General features: G+C 61.5%; 28 protein-coding genes, 4 tRNA genes, 1 pseudogene and 1 riboswitch. Of the genes and pseudogenes, 23 read left to right on the forward strand and 10 right to left on the reverse strand.

From position 1 onward, the window contains the following. Positions 1 to 140 precede the first annotated feature (140 nt). Entirely contained in the window at positions 141 to 374 is a 234-nt protein-coding gene (locus ACM530_RS20210) for a hypothetical protein (protein WP_106576648.1), read from the forward strand. 75 nt (positions 375 to 449) lie between these two features. Further along, complete coding sequence (locus tag ACM530_RS20215) at positions 450 to 749, forward strand: hypothetical protein (RefSeq protein ID WP_169367244.1); 300 nt, start codon at positions 450 to 452, stop codon at positions 747 to 749. 37 nt (positions 750 to 786) lie between these two features. On the opposite strand, the gene ACM530_RS20220 is transcribed toward ACM530_RS20215, so the two are convergent. Both ACM530_RS20220 and ACM530_RS20225 read right to left on the reverse strand, forming a co-directional pair. Next, positions 787 to 1,026, reverse strand: coding sequence for a DUF6124 family protein (locus ACM530_RS20220; protein ID WP_416362984.1), 240 nt, complete (start codon positions 1,024 to 1,026; stop codon positions 787 to 789). Positions 1,027 to 1,580: 554 nt separating this feature from the next. Next, positions 1,581 to 2,186, reverse strand: a complete 606-nt coding sequence (locus ACM530_RS20225) for a hypothetical protein (RefSeq protein WP_169367243.1) — start codon at positions 2,184 to 2,186, stop codon at positions 1,581 to 1,583. Positions 2,187 to 2,310: 124 nt separating this feature from the next. Here ACM530_RS20225 and ACM530_RS20230 point away from each other — a divergent pair, with 124 nt between their 5' ends. The 3 genes from ACM530_RS20230 to ACM530_RS20240 are packed head-to-tail and all read left to right on the forward strand — an operon-like array spanning position 2,311 to position 4,356. After that, positions 2,311 to 2,880 carry a nucleotidyltransferase family protein gene (locus ACM530_RS20230; protein WP_124418051.1) on the forward strand — a complete coding sequence of 190 codons (570 nt, stop codon included), beginning with the start codon at positions 2,311 to 2,313 and terminating at the stop codon, positions 2,878 to 2,880. 58 nt (positions 2,881 to 2,938) lie between these two features. Beyond that, entirely contained in the window at positions 2,939 to 3,379 is a 441-nt protein-coding gene (gene tspO, locus ACM530_RS20235; RefSeq protein ID WP_124418050.1) for a tryptophan-rich sensory protein TspO, read from the forward strand. After that, complete coding sequence (locus ACM530_RS20240) at positions 3,379 to 4,356, forward strand: alpha/beta hydrolase (RefSeq protein ID WP_416362985.1); 978 nt, start codon at positions 3,379 to 3,381, stop codon at positions 4,354 to 4,356. The genes tspO and ACM530_RS20240 overlap by 1 nt, the downstream gene beginning before the upstream one ends. On the opposite strand, the gene ACM530_RS20245 is transcribed toward ACM530_RS20240, so the two are convergent. After that, positions 4,295 to 4,753 (reverse strand): hypothetical protein, encoded by a 459-nt coding sequence (locus ACM530_RS20245; protein WP_416362986.1) that lies wholly within the window; start codon positions 4,751 to 4,753, stop codon positions 4,295 to 4,297. The two genes, ACM530_RS20240 and ACM530_RS20245, sit on opposite strands and share 62 nt — an antisense overlap. A gap of 127 nt (positions 4,754 to 4,880) precedes the next feature. On the opposite strand from ACM530_RS20245, the gene ACM530_RS20250 reads away from it, so the two are divergent. The 4 genes from ACM530_RS20250 to ACM530_RS20265 all read left to right on the forward strand — a co-directional run bounded on the left by ACM530_RS20250 (position 4,881) and on the right by ACM530_RS20265 (position 6,725). Next, complete coding sequence (locus ACM530_RS20250) at positions 4,881 to 5,336, forward strand: GNAT family N-acetyltransferase (RefSeq protein WP_416362987.1); 456 nt, start codon at positions 4,881 to 4,883, stop codon at positions 5,334 to 5,336. Between the two features lie 147 nt (positions 5,337 to 5,483). Continuing rightward, complete coding sequence (locus ACM530_RS20255) at positions 5,484 to 5,897, forward strand: DUF1203 domain-containing protein (protein ID WP_416362988.1); 414 nt, start codon at positions 5,484 to 5,486, stop codon at positions 5,895 to 5,897. Between the two features lie 109 nt (positions 5,898 to 6,006). Further along, positions 6,007 to 6,231, forward strand: coding sequence for a hypothetical protein (locus ACM530_RS20260; protein WP_145166000.1), 225 nt, complete (start codon positions 6,007 to 6,009; stop codon positions 6,229 to 6,231). Beyond that, positions 6,228 to 6,725: a GNAT family N-acetyltransferase gene (locus tag ACM530_RS20265; RefSeq protein ID WP_169367240.1), complete on the forward strand. Its 498-nt coding sequence runs from the start codon at positions 6,228 to 6,230 to the stop codon at positions 6,723 to 6,725. Before ACM530_RS20260 ends, ACM530_RS20265 begins: the two co-directional genes overlap by 4 nt. Positions 6,726 to 7,205: 480 nt before the next feature. On the opposite strand, the gene ACM530_RS20270 is transcribed toward ACM530_RS20265, so the two are convergent. Genes ACM530_RS20270 through ACM530_RS20280 form a run of 3 tightly spaced genes read right to left on the reverse strand, consistent with a single transcriptional unit; the run spans position 7,206 to position 9,978 of the window. Beyond that, positions 7,206 to 7,970 (reverse strand): ABC transporter ATP-binding protein, encoded by a 765-nt coding sequence (locus ACM530_RS20270; protein WP_416362989.1) that lies wholly within the window; start codon positions 7,968 to 7,970, stop codon positions 7,206 to 7,208. Beyond that, entirely contained in the window at positions 7,967 to 8,971 is a 1,005-nt protein-coding gene (locus ACM530_RS20275; RefSeq protein WP_119742591.1) for a FecCD family ABC transporter permease, read from the reverse strand. Before ACM530_RS20275 ends, ACM530_RS20270 begins: the two co-directional genes overlap by 4 nt. Beyond that, entirely contained in the window at positions 8,968 to 9,978 is a 1,011-nt protein-coding gene (locus ACM530_RS20280) for an ABC transporter substrate-binding protein (protein ID WP_416362990.1), read from the reverse strand. Before ACM530_RS20280 ends, ACM530_RS20275 begins: the two co-directional genes overlap by 4 nt. A 115-nt stretch (positions 9,979 to 10,093) precedes the next feature. Next, positions 10,094 to 10,287: riboswitch (cobalamin riboswitch) on the reverse strand. Positions 10,288 to 10,398: 111 nt separating this feature from the next. Here ACM530_RS20280 and ACM530_RS20285 point away from each other — a divergent pair. The 3 genes from ACM530_RS20285 to ACM530_RS20295 are packed head-to-tail and all read left to right on the forward strand — an operon-like array spanning position 10,399 to position 13,325. Further along, positions 10,399 to 10,833 carry a hypothetical protein gene (locus ACM530_RS20285; RefSeq protein WP_416362991.1) on the forward strand — a complete coding sequence of 145 codons (435 nt, stop codon included), beginning with the start codon at positions 10,399 to 10,401 and terminating at the stop codon, positions 10,831 to 10,833. Next, complete coding sequence (locus ACM530_RS20290) at positions 10,830 to 12,296, forward strand: ATPase domain-containing protein (protein WP_262207776.1); 1,467 nt, start codon at positions 10,830 to 10,832, stop codon at positions 12,294 to 12,296. Before ACM530_RS20285 ends, ACM530_RS20290 begins: the two co-directional genes overlap by 4 nt. A gap of 9 nt (positions 12,297 to 12,305) precedes the next feature. Further along, the gene (locus ACM530_RS20295; RefSeq protein ID WP_416362992.1) at positions 12,306 to 13,325 is read left to right on the forward strand and encodes a sensor histidine kinase; all 1,020 of its coding nucleotides are present in this window, start codon (positions 12,306 to 12,308) and stop codon (positions 13,323 to 13,325) included. 202 nt (positions 13,326 to 13,527) lie between these two features. Here the strand turns inward: ACM530_RS20295 and ACM530_RS20300 are convergent. After that, a pseudogene (locus ACM530_RS20300) lies at positions 13,528 to 14,918 on the reverse strand (aldehyde dehydrogenase family protein). Positions 14,919 to 15,020: 102 nt separating this feature from the next. Here ACM530_RS20300 and ptrR point away from each other — a divergent pair. Further along, complete coding sequence (ptrR, locus tag ACM530_RS20305; protein WP_404483756.1) at positions 15,021 to 15,893, forward strand: putrescine utilization regulator PtrR; 873 nt, start codon at positions 15,021 to 15,023, stop codon at positions 15,891 to 15,893. Positions 15,894 to 16,001: 108 nt separating this feature from the next. Here ptrR and ACM530_RS20310 read toward each other — a convergent pair whose 3' ends face one another. Both ACM530_RS20310 and ACM530_RS20315 read right to left on the reverse strand, forming a co-directional pair. Beyond that, complete coding sequence (locus tag ACM530_RS20310) at positions 16,002 to 16,211, reverse strand: hypothetical protein (protein WP_078738148.1); 210 nt, start codon at positions 16,209 to 16,211, stop codon at positions 16,002 to 16,004. 313 nt (positions 16,212 to 16,524) lie between these two features. After that, positions 16,525 to 17,721, reverse strand: a complete 1,197-nt coding sequence (locus tag ACM530_RS20315; protein ID WP_145165990.1) for an amino acid aminotransferase — start codon at positions 17,719 to 17,721, stop codon at positions 16,525 to 16,527. Positions 17,722 to 18,064: 343 nt separating this feature from the next. On the opposite strand from ACM530_RS20315, the gene uvrB reads away from it, so the two are divergent. The 6 genes from uvrB to ACM530_RS20345 all read left to right on the forward strand — a co-directional run bounded on the left by uvrB (position 18,065) and on the right by ACM530_RS20345 (position 22,406). Beyond that, positions 18,065 to 20,080: an excinuclease ABC subunit UvrB gene (gene uvrB, locus ACM530_RS20320; protein WP_124418047.1), complete on the forward strand. Its 2,016-nt coding sequence runs from the start codon at positions 18,065 to 18,067 to the stop codon at positions 20,078 to 20,080. 186 nt (positions 20,081 to 20,266) lie between these two features. Further along, positions 20,267 to 21,748 carry a glutamate--tRNA ligase gene (gltX, locus tag ACM530_RS20325; protein ID WP_053128828.1) on the forward strand — a complete coding sequence of 494 codons (1,482 nt, stop codon included), beginning with the start codon at positions 20,267 to 20,269 and terminating at the stop codon, positions 21,746 to 21,748. Positions 21,749 to 21,895: 147 nt separating this feature from the next. After that, positions 21,896 to 21,971, forward strand: a tRNA-Ala gene (locus ACM530_RS20330). Positions 21,972 to 22,049: 78 nt separating this feature from the next. Continuing rightward, a tRNA-Glu gene (locus ACM530_RS20335) sits at positions 22,050 to 22,125 on the forward strand. A gap of 50 nt (positions 22,126 to 22,175) precedes the next feature. After that, positions 22,176 to 22,251: transfer RNA gene (locus ACM530_RS20340), tRNA-Ala, on the forward strand. 79 nt (positions 22,252 to 22,330) lie between these two features. After that, positions 22,331 to 22,406, forward strand: a tRNA-Glu gene (locus tag ACM530_RS20345). A 90-nt stretch (positions 22,407 to 22,496) separates the two neighbouring features. On the opposite strand, the gene ACM530_RS20350 is transcribed toward ACM530_RS20345, so the two are convergent. Next, the gene (locus ACM530_RS20350) at positions 22,497 to 22,862 is read right to left on the reverse strand and encodes a hypothetical protein (RefSeq protein WP_416362993.1); all 366 of its coding nucleotides are present in this window, start codon (positions 22,860 to 22,862) and stop codon (positions 22,497 to 22,499) included. Positions 22,863 to 23,130: 268 nt separating this feature from the next. On the opposite strand from ACM530_RS20350, the gene ACM530_RS20355 reads away from it, so the two are divergent. Genes ACM530_RS20355 through ACM530_RS20370 form a run of 4 tightly spaced genes read left to right on the forward strand, consistent with a single transcriptional unit; the run spans position 23,131 to position 26,007 of the window. Beyond that, the gene (locus ACM530_RS20355; protein WP_083357717.1) at positions 23,131 to 23,670 is read left to right on the forward strand and encodes a TetR/AcrR family transcriptional regulator; all 540 of its coding nucleotides are present in this window, start codon (positions 23,131 to 23,133) and stop codon (positions 23,668 to 23,670) included. 15 nt (positions 23,671 to 23,685) lie between these two features. Further along, the gene (locus ACM530_RS20360; RefSeq protein WP_145166115.1) at positions 23,686 to 24,519 is read left to right on the forward strand and encodes an alpha/beta hydrolase; all 834 of its coding nucleotides are present in this window, start codon (positions 23,686 to 23,688) and stop codon (positions 24,517 to 24,519) included. Between the two features lie 38 nt (positions 24,520 to 24,557). After that, entirely contained in the window at positions 24,558 to 24,992 is a 435-nt protein-coding gene (locus ACM530_RS20365; RefSeq protein ID WP_106576673.1) for an acyl-CoA thioesterase, read from the forward strand. Positions 24,993 to 25,047: 55 nt separating this feature from the next. After that, positions 25,048 to 26,007 carry a tRNA dihydrouridine synthase gene (locus ACM530_RS20370; protein WP_404483745.1) on the forward strand — a complete coding sequence of 320 codons (960 nt, stop codon included), beginning with the start codon at positions 25,048 to 25,050 and terminating at the stop codon, positions 26,005 to 26,007. The last annotated feature ends 273 nt before the right edge of the window (positions 26,008 to 26,280 follow it).

Raw genomic sequence — 26,280 nt, forward strand, 5'->3', positions numbered from 1 at the left:
TCCGCTATGGGTCTAAAGCCGTCACTCATGATGGTCTGCTTTTGGCCGAAAGCAGCCCCTTTCCACGCTAACCGGTCTACCATGGCATCCCCCGGCAGTGGTCCATGCGCTCCCGATCATTTTTTTATCAAGGTATCGCCATGTCCATCGACCAAATCTCCCTCCCTAAAGGCGTAGGCCCTCACGCCATCAAGCTGCTCGACGCCATCACCGGTGCTTCCACCCACGAAGAACTCAACCGCGCTGGCGGCAAGGCTGAAGGGTTTGTGTTGGGGTTGGAAGCCACCAAAGCCATCAAAAGCCAGATCGCCGAGTCGTTGTATGTGGCTTACGACGATGCGGCGAGTAACCGCGCGGGTGAGTTGAAGGGTTAAGAACCGGCAATGCAGGACGTTGTGCGCGCAGGTCGTTAAACTGGGCGCCTTTTTATTTCTCAGGATGAGGCTGCCATGTTCAAAGTTGCTCTCGCGTCACTGCTGCTGGCGTGTGCCTTCAGCGCTCAAGCGGATACGACTGTTGATGTGTCAAAGATTTACGGCAACATCAAGTTTGTCAGTAGCTTCCCGGACTATAAGGTCAAGGTGGTAAACAGTTTCCCTGACCTTAAGGTAAAACAGGTGAGCAGTTTTCCCGATTCGGCCGGCAAGTGGAAAACAGTCGAGAGCTTCCCCGACTACAAGATCCAGATTGTTGACTCCTTTCCAGACTTCACCATTCAGTACGTTGATTCGTTCCCTGGGGTTAATTGAAGGCAGCGCCGTCAGCGGCGCTGCCGTGGGCTGTTGGTCAGCCAGGGCAAGGTGCTTCACGGTCGAGCAATTTGGCGGTGAGCAGCACGCCCAGTTCGCTCAGTTGGTGGATGGCCAGGGCGATGTCGCGGTGTTTGCCGCACAGGCCTTCGGACAGGTCGAGCAGCAGGGTGCTGACGCTGGTGAAGGTTTCGTAGCTGTTGGTGATGAGGGTTTCGGTGCTGGCGTCGGGGACGACGGTGAAGAGGGTGGTTGAGTCAGTTTTTGCTTGAGTCATAACGATATCCTGGTTTTGGCCGCCATCCTTTCGCTACTAAACGAAAAGGTGGCAGCTGTGCGCAGGTTAGTAGACCGGTGGATATCAAAGCCGGCGCGCCCGAAGACGCCCTACGCACAGCCACCATCAAGCACAGACGCAATGTCTGATTGATGACGCTCATGCACTTTTCAATACCCACTCAGGCTACTAAACCCGATCACTGAACATTCAGCGACCGAGCCACCTTAGAGACGGCCACCCCAGCGCACAAGCCGGCGGATTCTGACGCACGCGTAGGCAATGGGGCAAGGTGCTGCGGGCCGTTCGCAATTTCCCAAGCTGAGGAAACACCTTTGTGGCGAGCAGGCTTGCCCTGCGTTGGGGTGCGAAGCGGCCCCTCCAAACAGGCGACCGAGTTTCACTGTTGGACCGCGGTGGCTGGGTTGGGAGCGCTGCGCACTCCAACGCAGGGCAAGCCTGCTCGCCACAACAAGCACTCAAGCCACAACAAGCCTGCCTGCCACAGCAAGCCTTCAAGCCACAACAAGTCTGCTTGCCACAACCGTCCCTGGTTAGAAGGCCTGATTCACCCCAACCCCACGCATGATCGAAAACCGTGGGTCGATCAGCTTCAGCGTTTGCTCGCCCTTCAGGCGCCCGACCACCACGTGGTAGGTCTTTGGCACCTCGGAGAGGTTTTCCGGGTTGCGGGCCAGTTTTTCAATCGCCGGGGTGTTGGCCCAGTCGGCGATGGTTTTCTGGCGAATGTCGACGGTCACCACCCAGGATTTGTCCACGGCGGCGCCCATGGGGTTGGTGTTGGCGGCAATGTTCTGGACCTTGGCGATTTCATAGCCCTGGGCGTAACAGAACCCGGATTCCTGCTGCACGTAGGCAGCGCGGCCGGCGTCGGTGAGGGTGTAGGTTTTGTCGCTTTTGGCCAGCAGGCCGGCGTTGGTCAGCGCATCGAAGGCCGGCTGGTTGGCGCTGGAGGTGCCGCTCATGACGCTGTCACTCAAGGTCACCGGGAAGCTGTTGAACATCGCCGCCTTTACGCAGGAAGCCCCTTCCAGCCTGGGTTGCAGCGCGGCTTGAATGTCGGCGTCCGATGGGCTGTCGCTGCAGGCGGTGAGCAGCAACGCGGCGGCGGTGATGAGGGCCATTTCTCTGATTCGCATCGTTTTATCCTTGACGATTGGTGGCGGGCGGGCAAAGTGTATAGAAATATTGCTGTCACGAAACCCTCCCGCCAATCGTGTAGGGTCGGTGGCTTGAGCCGCACTGAACACCCAAGGATTAACCATGACATTGACCGTCAACACCCTGCTCGAACTGGCCATGGCCAACCCCATCAACGCCCAGATCACCGCGCGCCTGCCCGACCTCGGTGTGGAGCAGTGCATGCTCACGGCGGGCTGCCTGTTCCAGGCCGTATGGAACCATCAGTCAAACTTGCCTGCGGCTCAGGGCGTAAAGGACTACGACGTCTTTTACTTCGACACGGATCTGTCCTACGAAGCGGAGGACAAAGTGATCCGCGCCGCCGAACGGCTGTTTGAGGATTTGGGCGTCAACGTCGAGGTCAAGAACCAGGCGCGGGTGCACCTTTGGTACGGCGAGCGCTTTGGTCGGCCTTATCCACAGTTGCACTCGGCTAAACAGGGCGTGGACCGTTACCTGGTGGCGGGCACCTGCATCGGGCTGGAGATCGACACCGGCGAGGTGTATGCGCCCTATGGCTTAGCGGATGTGGAGCAGGGCGTGTTGCGCATTAACCCGCTGCACCCGGAGCCTGAGTTGTTCGCCGCCAAGGCCCGCAGTTATCAAGCGCGCTGGCCTTGGCTGAAGATCGTGGCGCCGGATGATTTGTGAACTTTTACCGGCTCCCCATGCGTCCTATCTTCAAATGAACCCTGAGAGTGGATAGCCCATGATCTTCCTGATTTTCCTCATCGCCTGCGCCGCCGCCGCCAGCACCGGCGTTATTTTCAAGCCCGGCCAGTGGTACGAAAGCCTGGTCAAACCCAGCTTCACGCCACCCAACTGGCTGTTTCCGGTGGCCTGGACGGTCATCTATCTGCTACTCGCCTGGGCGGGCTATCGCCTGACGATGATCCCCGGCAGCCAATTGGCCTTGGGCTTGTGGGCGGCGCAGATTGCGCTGAACACGCTGTGGACGCCGGTGTTTTTCGGCGCGCATAACCTCTTCGCCGGAATGGTGGTGATCGTGCTGCTGTGGCTCGTAGTAGCGGCGTTGGTGGTGATGGCGTTGCGGTTGGACTTGATCACCGGGTTGATCCTGTTTCCGTACCTGGCGTGGCTGAGTGTGGCGGCGGCGTTGAATTTCTCGATTTTGCGGAACAATCGCTGATGGCCTACACACCGTGGCCTGCCAGCGAGCCTGAGCTGGAGCAGATGCGCGACTTCAACAAGAAGCTTGCCTGGATGCCGCGCTTTAAAATCCGCAACCGCGTCACGCCGCGTGTGATTCAGGCGCTGTTGCGGGTCAGCCAAGCCCTCAAGAAAGCGCCTGTGGCCGAAACCCGAAGGGTCGGCTCGGTGCCCGTACGCATCCTGCGGCCCGAGGGGAAAACCAAAGGCGTGGTGCTGGATATCCACGGCGGCGGCTGGGTGATCGGCAATGCGCAGATGGACGACGACCTGAACCTGGGCATGGTGCAGGCGTGTGGCGTGGCGGTGGTGTCGGTGGACTATCGGCTGGCGGTCGACACACCGGTTGAAGGGCTGATGGAGGACTGCCTGAATGCTGCGCGTTGGCTGCTCACCAGTGACGAGTTTGCTGATTTGCCGGTGTTTGTCGTGGGTGAGTCCGCCGGTGGGCATCTGGCGGCGGCAACCTTGCTGGCGCTTAAGCAATGGCCGGATTTGCTCAAGCGGGTGAGCGGGGCGGTGCTGTATTACGGGGTTTATGACTTGACCGGCACACCGAGCGTGCGCACGGCGGGGCCGGAGACATTGTTGCTGGACGGGCCGGGAATGGTCGAGGCGCTGCGTATGCTCACGCCGGGGTTGAGTGATGAGGCGCGGCGCCAGCCACCCTTGTCACCGCTGTATGGCGACCTTACGGGGTTGCCGCCGGCGTTAATGTTTGTGGGGGAGTTGGACCCGCTCAAGGACGACACGCTTCATCTCGCTGAGCGATGGGCAGCGGTGGCGGAGGTTGAAGCCCATCTGCTACCGGAATCAGCCCACGGGTTTATTCATTTTCCGGTGGCGATGGCGCAGGCGGTGCTGTTGCATAGCCGAGCGTGGATCACGGCTCGCATCAAGGCGTCGCCAACCCCAATCGATGCGCCTCCACACTCACATTCAACGGCGCAGCCGTAAGCGCTGGCCGATGCCCGAGCAGGCGCGTGGCGGGCTCCAGGCTGTCATCGGCGGGTATCAGCAGCACCTGCAAGGTCACGGGGTTGATGACGCCCCAATTCGACAGGGTGTGGCAGGCTGTTCCGTTGCACACGGCCTGGTAGACGATGCGCGGCTCGCCATTGGCGTCGGAGTCGCAGGCGCCGCCGATGAAGTCGATGCTGTAGTAGCGCAGCAGCGTTGCACGCGGGCCGCGTTCTACGCGCAGGAAAACTTCAGCGCTTTCGCTGGTCAGCAAGGGCAACGTCGCGTCCACGCCGATCGTCACCGTGGCGTCGGCGCACTGCAGGCGTTGTTCGGCCAGGACCGGTGGGGCGCACAAGCTGGCGAGGAGGGTGCAGGCTGCAATCCGTAGCATAGGGGCGACTCCGTGGTGGGCTGGCGCGGATGCTAGCAGAGCGGTTGGCGAACAAGATGAAATCCCTTTTTTGCAGCAAGGCAGGTAATCTCACGCGTCCAGATCGTCAGTCATCAAGGGCGGTGCAATGTGTGATTCTCCCGTAACACTCAGGCCGGCCGCTGTCACCGACCTGCCATCGATCTACCGGGGCGAGCAAGCCTACATCCAGTGTTGGGAGCCTGCGCATGAATCCGCATGGCGGCTGCAACTTGAGCGACACCTCACCCTCTGGGCAGACAACTTTGACCGGCTGACCGTCGCGATGCTTGACGGGCAGTTTGCGGGCTACTCGTTATGGGCGCCCGAGCAAGGCGCCGCCGAGCTGTACACCCTCAATGTCAGCGAGGCCTGCCGGCGCAACGGGGTGGGCCGGGCGCTGCTGGACGCTTATGCGCTCAAGGCCAAACAGAGTGGCTTCAATCAACTGGGGTTGCACGTACGCCCAGATAACCCTGCCCGGCTGCTGTATGAGCACGCGGGATTTGTTTGTGTGGGGACGGCGGCCAACGGTTATCTTCGCTACGTGCGGGACAATGCATGAGCACCCTGTGCGGGTGAATCTCGGCGCAAGAATCGGATAGTGCATGATGCCGCGGGTATCGCCTGATAGGTGCCTACCCTGAGAGGCCTCTATCATGAACTTTCGAATTACCGGGCTTGCCCCCGAACCTTTTCCAGCTTGTTTGGGTTGCCCGATGACGAACTCGCCTCGCGTGGCATCAAGCGTTGCTATGTCGACTGTCAGCCAGGCTTTCCTGACCGCATAGAGATGAAGGACGCCGAGGTCGGGCAGAGTATGTTGTTGCTCAATCACGTCAGCCAACCCGCGAACTCACCCTACCGCGCCTCGCACGCAATATTCGTTCGAGAGGGCGCGACGCGGGCCTACGACGCGGTGAATCAAGTGCCTGAGGTGATGCGAATCCGGCTGCTGTCTCTTCGGGCGTTTTCTGAGGACGGCATGCTGCTGGAGGCCGATGTCGCGCCGGGGCAGGAGATAGAGCCGGTGATCGAGCGAATGTTGGCCAACCCAGCGGTCGGTTACATCCATGTTCACAACGCCAAGCAAGGCTGTTATTCGGGCCGGATAGAGCGGGCGTAAGGTAGGTTGAGTGGCATCTGCGGGGTTAGGCGCCTCACCCGGTTGAACTTGAAACCTGATCGGTAGGTCAGGATATGCAGTTGCTTACTCCCATCACAAGGATGCCACCATGCGCGAATACACCCTGAACTACCTGTTCAACGACGAGCCCCGCACCCACGTGTTTGAACTCAAACAGCCTGAACTGCCCGTGCACGAGGCGGCGATGCATTTACTGCAATTGCATTTTGGCGATGCGGAGAATGGGTTGATCCTGCCGCCTGCGGATGCGACGCCCGAGGAGATTCTGGAGCAGGCGCAGGTGGTAGGGATCAGCCAGATCAAAGTTGTATGAACGAGCGACCGGTCATTCAGGACGTGACCTGCGACGACATTCCAGCAGTGCTGGACTTTGTCCTTGAGGCTCGCAGCGAGCTTTTTCCCAAGCTCAGCGCAGCCGGCATGCCGGACGATCTGGCGCGATTTGAAGCGGTGTATGTTCATGGCGACGGCCAGTTCCTGATCGCCCGCGTTGATGGCCAAATTGTTGCGGCCATCGGCTATGTGCCCTACGACGGGCGCTTCTCCCAGTTGAATTACCAGGGCCTCAAGACGGTGGAGGTGGTGCGCCTGTTTGTGGCGCCGGCGTTGCGCCGATTCGGGTTGGCGGGTGAGTTGTACGGCGCGCTGGAGGCGAAGGCGCGGGGGGAGGGGGTGGAGATGGTTTACCTGCATACTCATCCGTTTCTTGCTGGTGCGATTGATTTTTGGCTTCGGCAAGGGTTTGAAATTGTTGATGTCGAGGCGGACCCGGTTTGGCGGACGACGCATATGCAGCGGTCGCTGTAGCTGCTTCAAGGACCCCGGGCAGCCGACCTGATTCTGGAAGCTGAACTCAATCAACTGTGGGAGCTGGCTTGCCTGCGATGGCATCAACCCGGTGTACCTGATTGACCGAGCCGCCTGCATCGCAGGCAAGCCAGCTCCCACAGAAAAGCAGATGTGCTTTTGCGCTGCTGCTTCAAGGACCCCGGGCAGCCGACCTGATTCTGGAAGCCGAACTCAATCAAATGTGGGAGCTGGCTTGCCTGCGAAGGCATCACCCCGGTGTACCTGATGCACCGAGGCGCCTGCATCGCAGGCAAGCCAGCTCCCACAGAAAAGCAAAGCAGTGCGGCACTGGCAGATGGACTCGGTCAAACTGTGGGAGCGGGCTTGCCCGCGAAGGCGGAGGGTCAGCCGACTGATGTGCCACTGACCCACCGCTATCGCAGGCAAGCCAGCTCCCACACTTGATCGGTGGTGTTTTTAGGGGCCGCGGTCAGCTCATCAGTTCGAGCGCAACCGCAGGATCTGCGCGCCGTCAAACGGGTCCGTCAGGTAGTGCGCCTGTACCCCGAATGTCTCTTGCAATCGCTGCGGCGTCAGCACCTCCAGCGGCTTGCCCAATGCCACCAGGCAGCCGTGATCCAGTACCGCCAAACGGTCACAGGTCAGCGCCTGGTTAAGATCATGCAGCGCAATCAAGGTGGTCACCGGCAAGGCCTGCACGCCCTTCAAGATCGCCAGTTGATGCTGGATATCCAAGTGATTGGTCGGCTCATCCAGCAGCAGAATCTGCGGCCGTTGCGCCAGGGCGCGGGCGATGTGCACGCGTTGGCGTTCGCCGCCCGAAAGGCTGCGCCATGCACGTTTGCTCAGGTGGGTGGCATCCACGTCGTGCAGCGCCTGGCTGACGATGGCCGCGTCCGCGTCCGACCACGGGCTCAATGCCGACAGCCAGGGCGTGCGGCCCAGTGCCACGGCGTCGAACACGCGGATGGCATCGTCGGTATCAGCCTGCTGTTCTACCACGGCCAGTTGCTGCGCGATGGCGCGCCGGGATAGGCGGCCCAGGCGCTGGCCGCCCAACAGCACTTCACCGCAAGCCGGTGCACGCAAACCGGCGAGCAGTTTGAGCAGGGTGGACTTGCCGGAACCGTTCGGCCCGACAATGCCCAAAGTTTCACCCCGCTGAACGTCAAGGTGGATATCGCGCAGCAACTCGGCGTCGCGCACCTTGAACCCCAGCCCTGTGCAACTGAGCACCGTCATCGCGCATTTCTCCGGCCGATCAGGATCAATGCAAACACCGGCGCGCCGACCAGCGCGGTAACCACGCCGACCGGAATCACCTGGCCCTTGATCAGCGTGCGCGAGAGCACGTCGGCAGCGATCAAAAACAGCGCGCCGCCCAAGGCGCTGGCCGGCAGCAGCCGTGAATGCCCGGTACCGACCAGCAGGCGCACGGCATGCGGAATCACCAGCCCGACAAAGCCAATGGAGCCGACAATCGACACCATCACCGCCGTCACCAGCGCCGCACAGCCCACCAGCACAAACTGCACCCGGCGCACCGGAATGCCCAACGAGGCCGCCGAATCGGTGCCGAAGGTGAAGGCGTCCAGCGCACGCCGATGCCACAGGCACACCGCCAGGCCTGCGACGGTCACCGGCACCGCCAGCCACACCGACGGCCAGCGCACCCCGCTGAGGTTGCCCAGCAGCCAGAACATAATGCCGCGTGCCTGCTCGGAGCTGGCGGACTTGGTGATCAGGAACGCGGTGAGGGCGTTGAACAGCTGTGAGCCGGCGATGCCGGCGAGGATGATCTGGCCGGTGCCGCTCGCCGAGCCGCTGGCGCGCGCCAGCAGAATCACCAGCGCAAAGGCCGCCATGGCGCCGACAAACGCACCTGCCGACAGCGAAACCAGCCCGCCGCCGACGCCGATCAGCGCCACCAATACCGCGCCGGTCGAGGCGCCGGCGCTGATGCCCAGCAGATAAGGATCGGCCAACGGGTTACGCAACAGCGACTGCAAGATCACCCCGCACGTGGCCAACCCAGCACCGCACGCGGCGGCGACCAGGGCGCGGGTCAGGCGGTAATTCCACACCACGCCTTCGTCGATTGGGTCGAGCACATAACCGGCCGCCCACAGTTTGTTGGCCAGCACTTGCAACACCACCTGCGGCGCGATGGCGGTTTCGCCGATGGCTACCCCGGCGAGCACGGCGAGCAACAGCAGCGCCAAGGCGAGAAGGGTACGCATCATTTGTGCAGGTCGTAGCCGTCAATGGCGCCGGCAAGCTGTTCCAGGCCATCGAACGTGCGCACGCTGGCCTGCAATGCCAGGGCGTCGAGGATGATGATGCGGTTGTTTTTCACCGCGTCCATGTTGCGCGTCACCGGGTCACTGCGCAGGAAGGCGAGTTTCTTTTCATGGTCGTCGGCCGGGTAGCGGCGCCGGTCCATGCGCGCGATCACCAGAAAGGTCGGGTTGGCCTTGGCAATGGTCTCCCAGCCGACGGCGGGCCACTCTTCATCGGATTGCACTACATTGTGCAGGCCCAGGGTTTGGAGCATGAATTCGGGCACGCCCTTGTGGCCGGCCACGTACGGGTCGCTGGCCATTTCCGAGCTGGAGAACCACACCAATGCGCTGGCCTGCTTGAGACCTTTGCTGTGGGCGGTGGCGATGGATTTGGCCAGGCGCGCCTTGAGCTCGTCGTTCAATTGTTGGCCGCGCGCCTGTACGTCGAAAATCTCGGCCAATTGGCTGATGCTCTTATAGACGGTCTCGACGCGAAACGGCTCCAGCCGCGTGCCGTCGGCGCCCACCCGGTTGTCCTTGGCTTCGCAGTCGGAGGGCAGCAGGTAGGTGGGGATCTTCAGCTCGTGAAACTGCTCGCGGGTGCCGACCACGCCTTGCGGGCCCACCACCCATTCCAGCTCGGCCGCCACCAGTTGCGGGCGCTTGGCGATCACCGCTTCGAAGCTGGGTTCATTGTTGGCCAGACGCTCAATGGCGTCGTTCTGCGCCTTGAATTGCGGCAATACGTTGTTGAACCACAGCGAGGTGCCGACCACTTTGTCGCCCACGCCCAAGGCGTAAAGCATCTCGGTGGCGGCCTGGCCGATGGTCACCGTGCGCGTAGGCGCCTGCTCAAAGGCCAGGGTGCTGCCGCAGTTCTGCACCGTCAGCGGGTAGTGAGTGGGCGTCGCTTGGGCCTGGGCACAAAAGCCCAGGGCGGTGATCAGGGCGGTAACGCGTGGCAGCATCGGGCAATCTCCGGGTAAACCGTACGTGGAACGGGGGAGGTACGGCTCGGAAATACACCCTGGAGCGCTGCGTGCATCGCAGGGCGCGGAGGTACTTCCCGGACACCCCGCCGGTTAGTGATTTTGCTGGGCCGGCAGGTCTCCTGACTGATGCGTCGTCGCCACGCTCCGGCCTTCCCGGGCAATACCCAGTGGCGATGTGGAGCAGGCTCAGCACCTACAGTTGCGGGGGCAGTTCCGATTGGCGCAATGAACGCGCTTCGGATTCCCTATTAGTCCCGTGTGGGAACCGGCGCGGTATGGTAGTCGATCATGCCCGCCAGGGGGAGCCTGTCCGCGCGCAATTGGCAGGCCGGCGGGGTCTCTATCTGCGGATATAGGGTGTACCATCGGTCTCTGTCCATCAGATATTAGTCAGACATGCCCACGCTTAGCGAAGAGAGCCGCCGGATCGTAGCGTCTCTGGCGCACCGTGTTGGTCCGCAGGCTGACGCTGCAAGCATCGCCGCGGCGGTTGTTTCGATTTTGCAGGATGTGAGCGCAGCACTGGCGCCCATCATCGGCCAGCAAGGCGTTGCCGCGCTGTACCGTCGCAGCTTCCAACTGTGCGTCTCGACCCATCCACGCCTGGCCGCCACCTATGACAGTGTGCCGGCCGCGATGGACTTGATTGCGCTCAAATCCGTACTCGTGGAGCAGAACGAAGCCGATGCGCTGTTTTTCGGTGAGGTGTTGCTGACGACCCTCTACGAGCTTCTGACCACGCTGATCGGGCCTTCACTCACCGCACGTCTGCTGGTTGGCGTGTGGCAGCCTTCTTCGAGCGACACCTCTTCGCAGGAAATTTCGCCATGAGCACCAAAGTGACTATCAACCGTCTGGCCACGGGTGTGCCAGGACTGGACGAGGTCCTGGGCGGTGGCCTGCCGGAGTTTTCGTTCAACCTGATCGCCGGCCCGCCAGGCTGCGGCAAAACTACTCTCGCGCACCAGATGATGTTTGCCCTGGCCACGCCGGAGCGTCCGGCGCTGTTCTTTACCGTGCTCGGTGAGCCGCCGCTGAAGATGCTGCGCTATCAGCAGCAATTCGATTTTTTCGACGACGCCGCCATCAACCGGTCGATTCGTTATATCAACCTGGCCGACGACACCCTGGCGGGCGACCTGGACGAGGTATTGCGGCGCATTGTCAGCGAGGTCGAGGCGCATTCGCCGTCGCTGGTGTTTGTCGATTCCTTCCGCTCCGTGGTGCTGGCCAGTCAGACGCAGCACAACCCGAACAACAACCTGCCGCAGTTCATCCAGCAGTTGGGCATGTTGATGACCACGTGGCAGGCGACCACCTTCCTGATCGGCGAATATTTCACCGAGACGGACACCAATCCGATTTTCACCGTGGCCGATGGCCTGATCTGGCTGCGCCAGAGCGTTGAGCGCAATTCGATGGTGCGCAAGATGGAAATCATGAAGATGCGCGGCCAACCGACCTTGCCGGGGCTGCACACCTTTCGTATTGCCACCTCGGGGGTCAAGGTGTTCCCGCCGGCCGCCGTCAACCGTTTGGTTGAAGCGCCGTCGACGTTCCCGATCACCCGCCTGAAAATGGGCGTGCCGGCGCTTGATGAGATGCTCGGCGGCGGCCTGCCTCGTGGTTATTCGCTATTGGTGGCCGGCCCGTCCGGATCGGGCAAGAGCATCCTGGCGGCGACCTTCCTCGCTGAAGGCGTGCGCAACGGCGAAACCGGGGTGATTGCGGCGTTCGAGCAACGGCCCAACCATTCGCAGAACCCTCAGTTGGCCGAGTTGATCAAGAGCGGGAAAGTCAGTCTGGTGGACAGCCGCGCGCCGGACCTGTCCATCGACGAAATCGTGCAACTGCTGCTCAGTGAAATCAGCCGGTTGAAAGCCACCCGTGTGGTGATTGACTCGCTGTCAGGCTTTGAGCTGGCGTTGGCGCCTACCTTCCGTGCGGATTTTCGCGAGTCGCTGTCACGCATGGTCACTGCGCTGACCGCCGTTGGGGTCAGCGTGTTGATGACCTCGGAGCTCGAAGACCGTTACACCGACCTGCGCTTCAGCCCTTATGGCACCGCGTTTCTGACCGACGCGATCATCGTGCAGCGCTATATCGAAGTACAAAGCCGGTTACTGCGCATCATGGCCGTGGTCAAAGTGCGCGCCAGCGCCCACTCCGACCAACTGCGCCAGTACCACATCGACGATAACGGCCTGCAGATTCGCGACATGCTGCCGGAGCAGGAGGGGCTGTTGGGCGGCCGACCGACCCGACAAGCTTTGGCGGAAACCAAACATGTGTGAGCCCGACTCGTGAGTGGCGGCGACGGCAAGCCTGACAGTGAGCTGACCACGGCGGCTCACGAGCTGTTCCTCATTGGCCAAAAAACCGTTGAGGCGCGTGCAGTGCTGGCCGCCCTGCAGCAGCAACTGACTGACGCCAGCAGCCGTCTGGTGGATACCCAGCACGTCGAGCAGGTGATCGAGGCCAATCAGCAGCTGGTGCTGGCGATCCTGCTTGCTCAGTCGGACGCCGCAACCCCGCCGCCCCTGGAGGAACAACGCCTTTACCAGGAGCTTCGCGAGGCGAATGCGCAGCTGGTGATCGCGGCGCTCAGTGCTCAAGACTTGCAGGCCACGGCCGAGCGCGCGCTGGGCCAGCAGAAAAGCATCCTGGCGATGGTGGCGCATGAGCTGCGCAACCCATTGACGCCGATCAGCATGATCGCCGAGCGCATGGTTCGCCTGCCCAGCGACCAGTTGCCGCGCATGCGTGAGCTGATTGAAGGTCAGGTGCAGCATATTTCCCAGTTGGTCGACGACTTGCTGGACGTGTCCCGCGTCAGCACGGGCAAGCTGCGCATCGAGCGCCGCGATGTGGACATCCTGCAAATTCTCAGAAGTGCTATTGATGCCTGCGGGCCGGTGATGCGGGCGAAGAAGCAGCAATTTGAGGCCCGCCTGCCTGACGGCCAACTGATGATGAGCGCAGACCCTGGGCGCCTTGCGCAGATTCTGCATAACTTGCTGGCCAACGCAGCCAAGTACACGCCGGTGGGCGGCTCGATAGTGCTGGCTGTGACCGCGACGGACGCGCTGCGGATCAGCATTTGTGACAACGGTATTGGCGTTTCGGCCAAGGCGCTGCCGCTGATCTTTGACCCTTACGTGCAGGATGAACACGCCATCGGCTTCAACGGCTCGGGCCTGGGGATCGGGCTCACGGTGGTGCGCGAACTGGTTGAAGCGCATGGCGGCAAGGTCACCGCCAAAAGCGAGGGCAAGGGCAAGGGCAGTGAGTTTGTGGTGACGCTGCCGCTGTTGAGCGACTGACTCGCGTATTTGCGATCCAGCCACAGGGGCTACGCGTTGCAGAATTCACGCACGGCCACAAACACCGCAAATCAAAAGTGGGAGCTGGCTTGAGTGGGAGCGGGCTTGCTCGCGAATGCAGTCTGTCAGTCGACAAATTTGCCAACTGATACACCGCCTTCGCGAGCAAGCCCGCTCCCACAGTTGAAGGGGGTTGTCTGTTTTATTTGCGATCCAGCCACACGGTCTGTGCATTGCAGAATTCACGCACGCCAAAGTGCGATAGTTCGCGCCCGAACCCACTCTTTTTCACTCCACCAAACGCTACGCGCGGGTCGGACACGCTGAACGAGTTGACGAATACAGCGCCAGTTTCCAGCTGGTTGGTGATATCCCGTGCCTTCACCGCGTCGGTGGTGAAGACGCTCGCCGTCAGGCCGAACTCGCTGTCGTTGGCCAGGGCCACGGCGTGGTCGGCATCCCGGGCGGTGATGATCGAGGCCACGGGGCCGAACAGTTCCTGTTTGAACGAGGTCATCTGGTCGGTGACGTCGGCCAGCACGGCGGTTCGTAGTAGTTGCCGGTACCGGCCACTTTGTTGCCGCCCAGCAGCAGGGTTGCGCCTTCTTCCAACGTGGCCTGCACTTGGCCGTGCAGTTCGTCGCGCAGGTCGAAGCGGGCCATTGGGCCGACGTAAGTGCTGGTTTCGGTCGGGTCGCCCATCACCAAAGCGCGGCTGGCGGCGAGGAATTTGGCGGTAAAGGCTTGCACCACGCCTTCTTCGATAATCAGGCGCTTGGCGGCAGCGCAGACTTGGCCGCTGTTCTGGAAACGCCCGATCACGGCGGCCTGGACGGCGGCGTCGAGGTCGGCGTCGTTGAGCACGATGAACGGGTCGGAGCCGCCCAGTTCCAGCACGCATTTCTTCAGCGCGGCGCCGGCCTGGGAGCCGATGGCGGCGCCGGCGCGGACGCTGCCGGTGAGGGTGACCGCGGCGATGCGTGGGTCGGCGATGGCCTTGGACACGCCGTCGTTGGTCACGTTGACCACTTCAAACAGGCCATCGGCGAAGCCTGCTTTTTGAAACGCCGCCTTCATCAGGTAGGCGCTGCCCATCACGTTGGGTGCATGTTTGAGCACGTAGGTGTTGCCGGCGAGCAGGGTCGGCACGGCGCCGCGCAGCACTTGCCAGACCGGGAAGTTCCACGGCATGACGGCGAGAATCGGGCCCAGTGGGCGGTATTCGATCTGGGCGCTGCCGTTGTCCACCAGCGTGGGTTCCGGGGCGAGCATGGCCGGGCCGTGGGTGGCATACCATTGGCTGAGTTGCGCGCATTTTTCGATTTCGGCACGGGCCTGGGCGATGGGTTTGCCCATTTCCAGGGTGATCATCTGCGCCATGTCTTCGGCTTGCTCACGCAACGCAGCGGCCAGGGCCAGCAGCAATTCGGCGCGCTGGCTTACTGGTTGGCGGCGCCAGCTGCGGAAGGCCTCAGTGGCGCGGTTAAGCGCCGCGTCCAACTGCGCCTCGGTTTCGTAAGGGTAGCTGCCGACTGTTTCGCCAGTGGCGGGGTTGATCGACAAGGCGTGAGTCTGGTGAGAGATAGCGTTCATGGCACCGTCCGGCTGAATGAGTGGATGGGTTCAGCCTACGGGGCTGCATGTTTTCTGGAAACTGAATAATATTAAGCAATACATTCACGATTGGAGAATGACTTGGACCTGGTGCAGCTGGAAATCTTCAAGGCCGTTGCCGAGCAAGGCAGCATCAGCGCCGCCGCGCAGTTGATTCATCGCGTGCCGTCGAACCTGACCACGCGTATCAAGCAACTGGAGCAGGACCTGGGCGTGGAGTTGTTTATCCGTGAGAAGAGTCGCCTGCGCCTGTCGCCGGCCGGGTGGAATTTCCTCGGCTACACGCGGCGCATTCTTGATCTGGTGCAAGAAGCCCGCGCCACGGTGGCGGGGGAGGAGCCCCAGGGCGCGTTTGCGCTGGGTTCGCTGGAGAGCACGGCGGCGGTGCGCATTCCGGCGTTGCTCGCGGCGTATAACCAGAAACACGCCAAGGTCGAGCTGGACCTGAGCACCGGGCCGTCCGGCACGATGATCGAGGGCGTGTTGTCGGGACGCCTGGCGGCCGCGTTTGTCGACGGGCCGGTGCTGCATGCCACGCTGGAAGGCGTGCCGGTGTTTGAGGAGGAGATGGTGGTCATTGCGCCGCTGCACCATGCGCCGATCACGCGCGGGCAGGATGTGGCGGGGGAGAGCATCTACACGTTTCGCTCGAACTGCTCGTATCGCCATCACTTCGAGCGCTGGTTCTCACAGGATGGCGCGGTGCCGGGCAAGATCTTTGAAATGGAGTCTTATCACGGCATGCTCGCCTGCGTCAGTGCCGGAGCCGGCCTGGCACTGATGCCGCGCAGCATGCTGGAGAGCATGCCGGGGTTTACGGCGGTGAGTGTGTGGCCGCTGAGCGACGCGTTCCGCCTCCTCAATACCTGGCTGATCTGGCGCCGGGGCACGGTGTCGCAGAGTTTGAACAGTTTTGTAAAGCTGTTGGAGGAACGTGGTCTGGTAGCCACTTAGATCAAATGTGGGAGCTGGCTTGCCTGCGATAGCGGTGTATCGGCTAAGGCCGTGCAGGCTGGACTGACGCCATCGCAGGCCAGCCAGTCCCACCTGTTGATCGTGTGTTTAGCCGCCAAATTGCAGGGTGCCCATGGCGAGTTTTGCCATGATGGCCGTGGCGCCCAGTTGTACCAACCAAAGGGCCAGACCGCCGAGGAACACACCCAGTGCCACTTGCAGCACCAGGCTTTTCTGGCGCTTGGCTTGCGGGGCGCGCGGGGTGAAGTCATGCAGTTCGTCGCGGTCGGCGCGCAGGTCCAGGTCGTCGTTTCTCATAAGGCTCTCACAGCAAAGGGGCAGTTGGGGTTCAGTCTAGGGCTGGTCGCGGCAGGCAGCGAGGTTTTCTTCCTGTGGCGAGCGGGCTTGCCCCGCGTTGGGGGGCGTCGCGGCCCCTTGTTCAGGCATCGGGTTCTTTCAGTAAGTTCACGGGGGGCTTTATGGGGCTGCTGCGCAGCCCAACGCGGGGCAAGCCCGCTCGCCACGGGAAGCCTGCGGGCCGCAGGAAGCCTGTTTGCCACGGGAGGCGCGTTGGCTACAAAAAAAGGGGAAGCCATTGAATGGCTTCCCCTTTGTCACAACCGTTGCAGGCTTACAGCACCTGAACAATCGCTTGGGTCACTGCGCCAATGTTCGACTGGTTCAGCGCCGCTACGCAGATGCGGCCAGTGTCGAGCGCGTAGATACCAAACTCGGTACGCAGGCGGGTGACTTGCTCCACGGTCAGGCCGGAGTAGGAGAACATCCCACGCTGGCGGCCGACGAAGCTGAAGTCGTGACCCGGGGCAGCCTTGGCCAGTTCAGCCACCATCTGCTCACGCATGCCGCGGATGCGCAGGCGCATTTCGGCCAGTTCCGCTTCCCACTGGGCGCGCAGCTCAGGGTTGTTCAGCACCGCCGCCACAATCGCCGCGCCGTGGGTCGGCGGGTTGGAGTAGTTGGTGCGGATCACGCGTTTGACCTGGGACAGGATGCGCGCGCTTTCTTCCTTGGATTCGCTGACGATCGACAGCGCACCCACGCGTTCGCCGTACAGCGAGAACGACTTGGAGAACGAGCTGGACACAAAGAAGGTCAGGCCCGACTCAGCGAACAGGCGCACGGCGGCGGCATCTTCGTGAATGCCGTCGCCAAAGCCCTGGTAGGCCATGTCGAGGAACGGCACGAGGTTTTTCGCCTTGACGACGTCCAGCACGTTTTGCCAGTCGGCCGGGCTCAGGTCGACGCCGGTCGGGTTGTGGCAGCAGGCGTGCAGCACCACGATGGACTGTGGCGGTAGGGCGTTGAGGTCTTCGAGCAGTCCGGCGCGGTTGACGTCGTGGGTGGCGGCGTCGTAATAGCGGTAGGTTTGCACCGGGAAGCCGGCTTTTTCGAACAGCGCCTGGTGGTTTTCCCAGCTAGGGTCGCTGATGGCAACCACGGCGTTGGGCAGCAGTTGCTTGAGGAAGTCTGCGCCGATCTTCAGCGCGCCGGTGCCGCCGACGGCTTGCGCGGTGATCACACGGCCAGCGCTCAGCAGGGGCGAGTCGGCGCCGAACAGCAGCTTTTGCACGGCCTGGTCGTAGGCAACGATACCGTCGATCGGCAAGTAGCCACGGGCGGCGTGTTGCGCCACACGAATGGCTTCCGCTTCGGCAACGGCACGCAAGAGTGGAATCTTCCCCTCCTCGTTGCAGTAAACGCCCACGCCAAGGTTGACCTTGGTGGTTCGTGTGTCGGCGTTGAATGCTTCGTTGAGGCCCAGGATTGGATCGCGTGGTGCCATTTCGACAGCGGAGAACAGGCTCATTTTTGCGGCAGCTCTATGGGGGAATGGAGGGACGTGTCGCGCTCCAGCCGAATGCACTAGAGCGGTGCACAAACGGGGAGCTAGTATAGAGGCCATCCAGGCTCAGGGCGACAACCGAAACGGCTTTTCGGCCAAGTTTTTCGGTTTATTTGCCGACCGTTAGTCTTATTGCAACATGGGGCGGCGACGGCAGGTAGGAAGATTGCCTTGAAACCCGTCACATTTGCCTCCACTTCTACAGCTATCATGGTTTTTTCCTGCAACCTGCGTTGACTATTCGCGGGTTGCTGAGCTTTTTCGTCCCTGGCGGTTTCGAGTCTGGGGTGACTTCACGAGGTACGTTATGTCGGATTTCCAGCTCGTCACCCGCTTTGAACCCGCCGGCGATCAACCCGAAGCCATTCGCCTGATGGTTGAAGGCATTGAAGCCGGCCTGGCGCACCAGACGCTGCTTGGGGTGACCGGTTCAGGCAAGACCTTCAGCATTGCCAATGTGATTGCGCAGACCAATCGCCCAACCCTGGTGCTGGCGCCGAACAAAACCCTGGCCGCCCAGCTGTATGGCGAGTTCAAGGCGTTTTTCCCGAACAACGCGGTGGAGTACTTCGTTTCCTACTACGACTACTACCAGCCCGAGGCCTACGTGCCATCGTCTGACACCTTCATCGAGAAGGACGCGTCGATCAACGACCACATCGAGCAGATGCGGTTGTCGGCGACCAAGGCGCTGCTGGAACGCAAGGACGCGATCATCGTCACCACGGTGTCGTGCATCTACGGCCTGGGCAGCCCGGAAACCTATTTGAAGATGGTGCTGCACGTCGATCGCGGCGACAAACTCGACCAGCGCGAGCTGCTGCGGCGCCTGACGAGCTTGCAGTACACCCGCAATGACATGGACTTCGCCCGCGCCACCTTCCGTGTGCGCGGCGATGTGATCGACATCTACCCGGCCGAATCCGACCTGGAAGCGATTCGCATCGAGCTGTTCGACGATGAAGTCGAAAGCCTGTCGGCCTTCGACCCGTTGACCGGTGAGGTGATACGCAAGCTGCCGCGCTTCACCTTCTACCCGAAAAGCCACTACGTAACGCCGCGCGAAACGCTGATGGGCGCGATCGAGGGCATTAAGGCCGAGCTGGTCGAGCGCCTGGACTACCTGCGCGCCAACAACAAGCTGGTGGAAGCCCAGCGCCTGGAGCAGCGCACGCGGTTCGACCTGGAAATGATCCTGGAGCTGGGTTACTGCAACGGCATCGAAAACTACTCGCGCTACCTCTCGGGTCGCGAATCCGGGCAGGCGCCGCCCACCTTGTTCGATTACTTGCCGGACGACGCCTTGCTGGTGATCGACGAATCCCACGTCAGCGTGCCGCAGGTGGGCGCGATGTACAAAGGTGACCGCTCGCGTAAGGAAACCCTGGTGGAATACGGTTTTCGCCTGCCGTCGGCACTGGACAACCGGCCGATGCGTTTCGACGAGTTTGAAAGCATCAGCCCGCAGACGATTTTCGTCTCGGCCACACCGGGTAACTACGAAGCCGAACATGCGGGCCGCGTGATTGAGCAACTGGTGCGCCCGACCGGTCTTGTCGACCCGCAAATCGAAATCCGCCCGGCGCTGACCCAGGTTGATGACTTGCTGTCGGAAATTACCAAACGTGTGGCCCTGGAAGAGCGGGTGCTGGTCACCACGCTGACCAAGCGCATGTCCGAAGACTTGACCGATTACCTGGCCGACCACGGCGTGCGCGTGCGCTATTTGCACTCGGACATCGACACCGTGGAGCGCGTCGAGATTATCCGCGACCTGCGTCTGGGCACCTTTGATGTGCTGGTGGGCATCAACCTGTTGCGTGAAGGGTTGGACATGCCGGAGGTGTCGCTGGTGGCGATTCTGGACGCCGACAAGGAAGGCTTCCTGCGCTCCGAGCGCTCGCTGATCCAGACCATCGGCCGGGCGGCGCGTAACCTCAATGGCCGGGCGATTCTGTACGCGGACCGTATCACCGGCTCCATGGAGCGCGCGATTGGCGAGACCGAACGCCGCCGTGACAAGCAGATCGCCTTCAACCTGGAGAATGGCATTATCCCCAAAGGCGTGTTCAAGGACGTCGCCGACATCATGGAAGGCGCCACCGTGCCGGGCTCGCGCAGCAAGAAGCGCAAAGGCATGGCCAAGGCCGCCGAAGAAAGCGCCAAGTACGAGAATGAATTGCGCTCGCCGAGTGAGATCACCAAGCGTATCCGGCAGTTGGAAGAGAAGATGTACCAGCTGGCGCGCGATCTTGAGTTTGAAGCGGCGGCGCAGATGCGCGATGAGATCGGCAAGTTGCGCGAGCGGTTGTTGGCTGTTTGATTTGCGGTGAATGAGCGGGCCTCATCGGGGGCAAGCCCCCTCCCACATTTGACGGCGTTCACACGCCAAAGTGTGGGAGGGGGCTTGCCCCCGATGGCCGCGCCTCGGTTTTCCAGAAATCCCCCAGGCTGTTACCATTCGCCCCTTGTTTCAATTTTCAGTTATATCGCCCATTCGAGACCTGCCATGACCACCGTCCGCACGCGCATTGCGCCATCGCCTACTGGGGATCCCCACGTCGGCACTGCTTACATCGCCCTGTTCAACTACTGCTTTGCCAAGCAGCACGGCGGTGAATTCATCCTGCGGATCGAAGACACCGATCAACTGCGTTCGACCCGTGAGTCGGAACAGCAGATTTTTGATGCCTTGCGCTGGTTGGGCATCACCTGGGCCGAAGGCCCGGACGTCGGTGGCCCGCACGGCCCGTATCGCCAGAGCGAGCGCAGCGACATCTACAAACAGTACACCCAGCAATTGGTCGACATGGGCCATGCGTTCCCGTGCTTCTGCACGGCCGAAGAGCTGGACCAGATGCGTGCCGAGCAACAGGCCCGTGGCGAAACCCCGCGTTACGACGGCCGTGCGCTGCTGCTATCCAAAGAAGAAGTGGCCCAGCGCCTGGCTGCCGGTGAACCTCACGTGATTCGCATGAAAGTGCCGAGCGAAGGCGTGTGCGTGGTGCCGGACATGCTGCGCGGTGACGTCGAGATTCCGTGGGACCGCATGGACATGCAGGTGCTGATGAAGACCGACGGCCTGCCGACGTACTTCCTGGCCAACGTGGTCGACGACCACCTGATGGGCATCACCCACGTGCTGCGCGGCGAAGAATGGCTGCCGTCGGCGCCCAAACTGATCCTGCTCTACGAATACTTCGGCTGGGAACAGCCGCAGTTGTGCTACATGCCGCTGCTGCGTAACCCGGACAAGAGCAAGCTGTCCAAGCGCAAGAACCCGACCTCGGTGACGTTCTACGAGCGCATGGGCTTTATGCCCGAAGCGATGCTCAACTACCTGGGCCGCATGGGCTGGTCGATGCCGGACGAGCGTGAGAAGTTCTCTCTGCAGGAAATGGTCGATAACTTCGACCTGTCGCGCGTATCCCTGGGCGGGCCGATTTTCGATATCGAGAAGCTGTCATGGCTCAACGGCCAATGGCTGCGCGACCTGCCGGTGGAAGAGTTCGCCAGCCGCGTGCAGCAATGGGCGCTGAACCCCGAGTACATGATGAAGATCGCGCCGTTGGTGCAGGGCAGGGTGGAGACGTTCAGCCAGGTGGCTCCATTGGCCAGCTTCTTCTTTGCCGGTGGCGTGAACCCGGATGCCAAGCTGTTCGAGTCCAAGAAACTCTCGGGCGATCAGGTTCGCCAGCTGATGCAGTTGATCCTGTGGAAGCTCGAAAGCCTGCGTCAGTGGGAGAAGGATGCAATCACTGCGACGATTCAGGCGGTGGTCGAGTCCCTTGAGCTGAAACTGCGCGATGCCATGCCACTGATGTTTGCCGCGATTACCGGGCAGGCCAGTTCGGTGTCGGTACTGGATGCGATGGAAATCCTCGGCCCGGACCTGACGCGTTTCCGTCTGCGCCAAGCCCTTGATTTGCTTGGTGGTGTGTCGAAGAAAGAAAACAAAGAGTGGGAAAAGCTGCTGGGCGCTATCGCTTAAGTCGGCTGTTGTAACGACGAAACCCCGGTTTTCCGGGGTTTCGTCGGTAAGTGATTGTTATCCCGGCAAAAAATTTTGGAAATAGTTGAAAATAAATTTGACACGTTTCCAAACCGCCATTAAGATTCGCCCCGTCCTCACCGATGAGGGGCTATAGCTCAGCTGGGAGAGCGCTTGCATGGCATGCAAGAGGTCAACGGTTCGATCCCGTTTAGCTCCACCAATTTACAGGTTCAAGGTCTGGCCACACCGTCCTTGAATTGATCAGTTCTCAGCGCTGATCAGATGTACAGAAGGTTTTGTCCCCTTCGTCTAGTGGCCTAGGACACCGCCCTTTCACGGCGGTAACAGGGGTTCGAGTCCCCTAGGGGACGCCAGTTTCAACAAGCAGCTCGAAAGGTCTGCTGCGCCGCGAGGCGAAAAATCCGGGGCTATAGCTCAGCTGGGAGAGCGCTTGCATGGCATGCAAGAGGTCAACGGTTCGATCCCGTTTAGCTCCACCAATTTACAGGTTCAAGGTCTGGCCACACCGTCCTTGAATCGATCGGCTCTCAGCGCTGGTCAGTTGTATAGAAGGTTTGTGTCCCCTTCGTCTAGTGGCCTAGGACACCGCCCTTTCACGGCGGTAACAGGGGTTCGAGTCCCCTAGGGGACGCCACGATTACCCGCTCTGCGGGATTTTTAAGGGTCATTCAATTATTGAATGGCCCTTTTGTTTGTCTGGCGTTTGGGTTTTTCCCGCGGCCGTTTACGGCATCCTGCGTAACCCATTGGCGGTGCACAGGGATTCGTTGATGCGCGCCAGTTCCTTTTGCCGATCAACCTGCGGACCTCTGTTCTGGGCGTCCTCCAGTGCGACGTTGCACATTTCGACGCGAATGCCGGGCAAGCGTGAAATCGCAAGCCGTGTGTTTGGAAAGCGCAGCAGGATGTCCTCCATGAACTGCCTGAACAGCACGCAGCATTGCCGGCACGGTGAGTTGTTGAGGCTCACCACGATCTCCTGATACCCCGCATCGAACACCCAGTCATTGGCGCACAGGGCCTCCAGGAAGTTGGCCTCGGCATGCCCGTCGGCGTCGTTGAAGAATTTGCCGAACGGCTGGTTGCCCACGCCTTCGCCTTCAACCTTTGAAGTTGGCGGTGTATTCGTTGGCGAACACGTAGGGGGGGCTTCTGCGGCGACCCACGCGCAGTTCTGGTTTTGCTGCCGCCAGGCCATGACGTTCTCTGCGATGTGCAGTTCATTGCACTAAGAACGCCTGGGGCGGGCGGTTTATTCCTTTGATGTGATCTGTGCTGCTCGGACGAGCGGTCATGCGGGTGGCTTGCGAAATATTATTATGGTAATAATATTCAACCCATGAGAGACGGAGGCAACGATGAGCGATAAAAAAGCGCAAACCCGCGAACGCATTTTGCAGGCTGCCAGCGCGGCGTTGATCCAGCGCGGCCCGGCCGAACCGAGTGTCGGCGAAGTCATGGGCGCGGCCGGGCTTACGGTCGGCGGCTTCTACGCGCACTTTGAAAGCAAGGACGCGTTGATGCTGGAGGCCTTCACCCAGTTGCTCGCCCGGCGGCGCGCGTCGATTGACGACATGGACGCGCAACTCACCGGTGAGGAGCGCAGAGGCCTGGTGGCGGCGTTTTATCTGTCGCGCAAGCACCGTGACTCCACGGACCAGGCCTGCCCGATACCCGCCACCGTGGGCGAGATGAGCCGCTTGCCGGATGAGTTTCGCCAGGCGCTCAACGAGCATACGGAGCTGATGGCCGCGCAATTGGCTGCCAGCCCGGAGGACACCGACAAAGCCCTGGCGGATATGGCCTTGATGATCGGCGGCCTGGCCTTGGCCCGCGCGCTCGGCCCGGGCGAGTTGTCGGACCGCGTGTTGCGCGCGGCCAAATCGGCGGTGCGCTGAAAAAGGAGTCGCCTGATGGGCGCATTAACCTGGATTCGAGGCTTCAATGGCACCGTCGGCCGCGTGGCGCCGCACCTGGTGGCCAGCAAGTTGCGTCGTACCTTCATGACGCCACGCAACCTGCCGCCGCGCGACTGGGAGTTGCCGCTGCTGGCGCAATCGGAGCGCATCACCTTGCGTTTCGGCCTGTCGGCGTTGCGTTGGGGCCAGGGCCCCGCCGTGTTGCTGATGCACGGCTGGGAAGGGCGCCCCACACAGTTCGCCAGCCTGATCACGGCGTTGGTGGATAACGGCTATTCGGTGATTGCCCTCGACGGTCCGGCCCACGGCCGTTCACCGGGGCGCGAGGCGCATGTGCTGCTGTTCGCCCGCGCCATGCTCGAAGCCGCCGCCGAGTTGCCGCCGTTGCACGCGGTGGTGGGGCATTCCATGGGCGGTGCCAGCGCGATGCTGGCGGTGCAGCTGGGCCTGCGTACCGAGGCGCTGGTGAGCATTGCGGCGCCTTCGCGCTTTCTCGACGTGCTGCGCGGTTTTGCCGGCATGGTCGGGTTGCCGCCACGGGCGCGCTCGGCGTTTATCCAGGAAGTTGAATTGACCTTTGGCATGCCGCTCAAACACCTGGACGTGGCTCACTACCAGCTCAATATTCCCGGTTTGATCGTGCACGCCGTAGACGACACTTTTGTCCCGGTCAAAGCCTCGCAAGCTATTCACGAGGCCTGGTTCGACAGCCGCCTGTTGCGCCTGGAACAAGGCGGGCACCAGAAAGTGCTGGCCGATCCGCGGGTGATCGAGGGTGTGCTTGCCCTGTTGGCCGGCCGTCGTCTACAGGCGCGGCAAACTGCCTGATACACTGCCCCGCCGACATCAATCGACTGGAGCAAGGCATGGGCTGGGACTTGGCAACGCCATTTATCATCGATCTGCAGGTTGGCGCTGAAGACATCGACGGCCTCGGGCACGCCAACAATGCGGTGTATGTGTCGTGGCTGGAGCGTTGCGCCTGGCGCCATTCCCAGCGCCTGGGGCTGGACCTTACCGAATACCGCCGGCTCGACCGCGCCATGGCCGTGGTGCGCCATGAGATCGACTACCTGGCGGCCGGCTACGAAGGTGATGAGCTGCAGCTGGCGACCTGGATCGTCGACTGGGACCAGCGCCTGAAGATGACCCGCCGTTTCCAGCTGGTCCGTCCTCGCGACGGCGCGACCTTGCTGCGCGCGCACACCACGTTTGTCTGCATCGAACTCTCCACGGGCAAGCCCAAGCGTATGCCGGCCGAATTTCTCGACGGCTACGGTCCTGCGCTGACAGGGGGTTAACGTTTTTTGCAGGAAACCCAGTAAACTGCGCCACGATTTTTGTTGAGTGTTTTTCATGCAAATTGCTTTGGCGCCCATGGAGGGGTTGGTCGACAACATCCTGCGCGATGTGCTGACCCGCGTGGGCGGTATTGACTGGTGCGTGACCGAGTTCATCCGCGTCAACGACCGCCTGCTGACCCCCGCCTATTTCCACAAGCTCGCCCCGGAACTGCTGCACGGTGCCCACACCGCGGCGGGCGTGCCGTTGCGTGTGCAATTGCTGGGTTCCGACCCGGTGTGCCTGGCCGAAAACGCCGCCCTGGCGTGCGAGCTGGGTTCCCAGGTGATTGACCTGAACTTCGGCTGCCCGGCCAAGACGGTCAACAAGTCGCGCGGCGGCGCCGTGCTGCTCAAGGAGCCGGAGCTGCTCAATCAGATTGTTGAACATGTGCGCCGTGCCGTGCCCGCGCATATCCCCGTGACCGCCAAGATGCGCCTTGGCTTCGACAGCCCGGACGGTGCGCTGGTGTGCGCTACGGCGCTGGCTGAAGGCGGCGCGGCGCATATCGTGGTGCATGCGCGTACCAAGACCGACGGCTACAAGCCGCCGGCCCACTGGGAGTGGATCCCGCGGGTGCAGGACGTGGTCAAGGTGCCGGTGTTCGCCAATGGGGATATCTGGAGCGTCGAAGACTGGAAGCGTTGCCGTGAAATCAGCGGCGTCGAAGACATCATGCTTGGTCGCGGCCTGGTGGCACGGCCTGACCTGGCGCGCCAAATTGTGGCAGCCAAGGCGGGCGAAGAGGTGGTGGAAATGACCTGGGCGCAGATGCAGCCGATGCTTCAGGCGTTCTGGACCCAATCAGTGGCGCAACTGACTGAAAAGCAGGCGCCTGGCCGGTTGAAGCAATGGCTGGCGATGCTGACGCGCAATTATCCCGAAGCAGTGGTGCTGTTTACCGCCTTGCGGCGCGAGACGGATTTGAAGAACGTCAGCCACCTGCTGGGCATGCAACACCCCATTGCAGCCTGATTGTTCACGGTCACTAAAAAAGGGTGCCATTGGCGCCCTTTTTTCGTTTGTGGGCTAGCACAAAAGATTGACGAACAGGCGGTTTAATCTTGTCGGTGAGTTGCATGCCTGCAGTGTATTAACGGGTGTGACGATTTTTTAGCGCCAAGAGCGGCTTGCCTCGCGGTTTGTCGCGATAGTTCATGCGGCAACGTCTGATAACGCGCATTGGTTTCCTTATATGAGCTGCGATTGGCGGAACTCGATAGCCTAACTTTCCACGAAAGTAAGGAC

It is taken from the genome of Pseudomonas sp. NFX183, from assembly GCF_047943075.1.
Taxonomy (GTDB): domain Bacteria; phylum Pseudomonadota; class Gammaproteobacteria; order Pseudomonadales; family Pseudomonadaceae; genus Aquipseudomonas.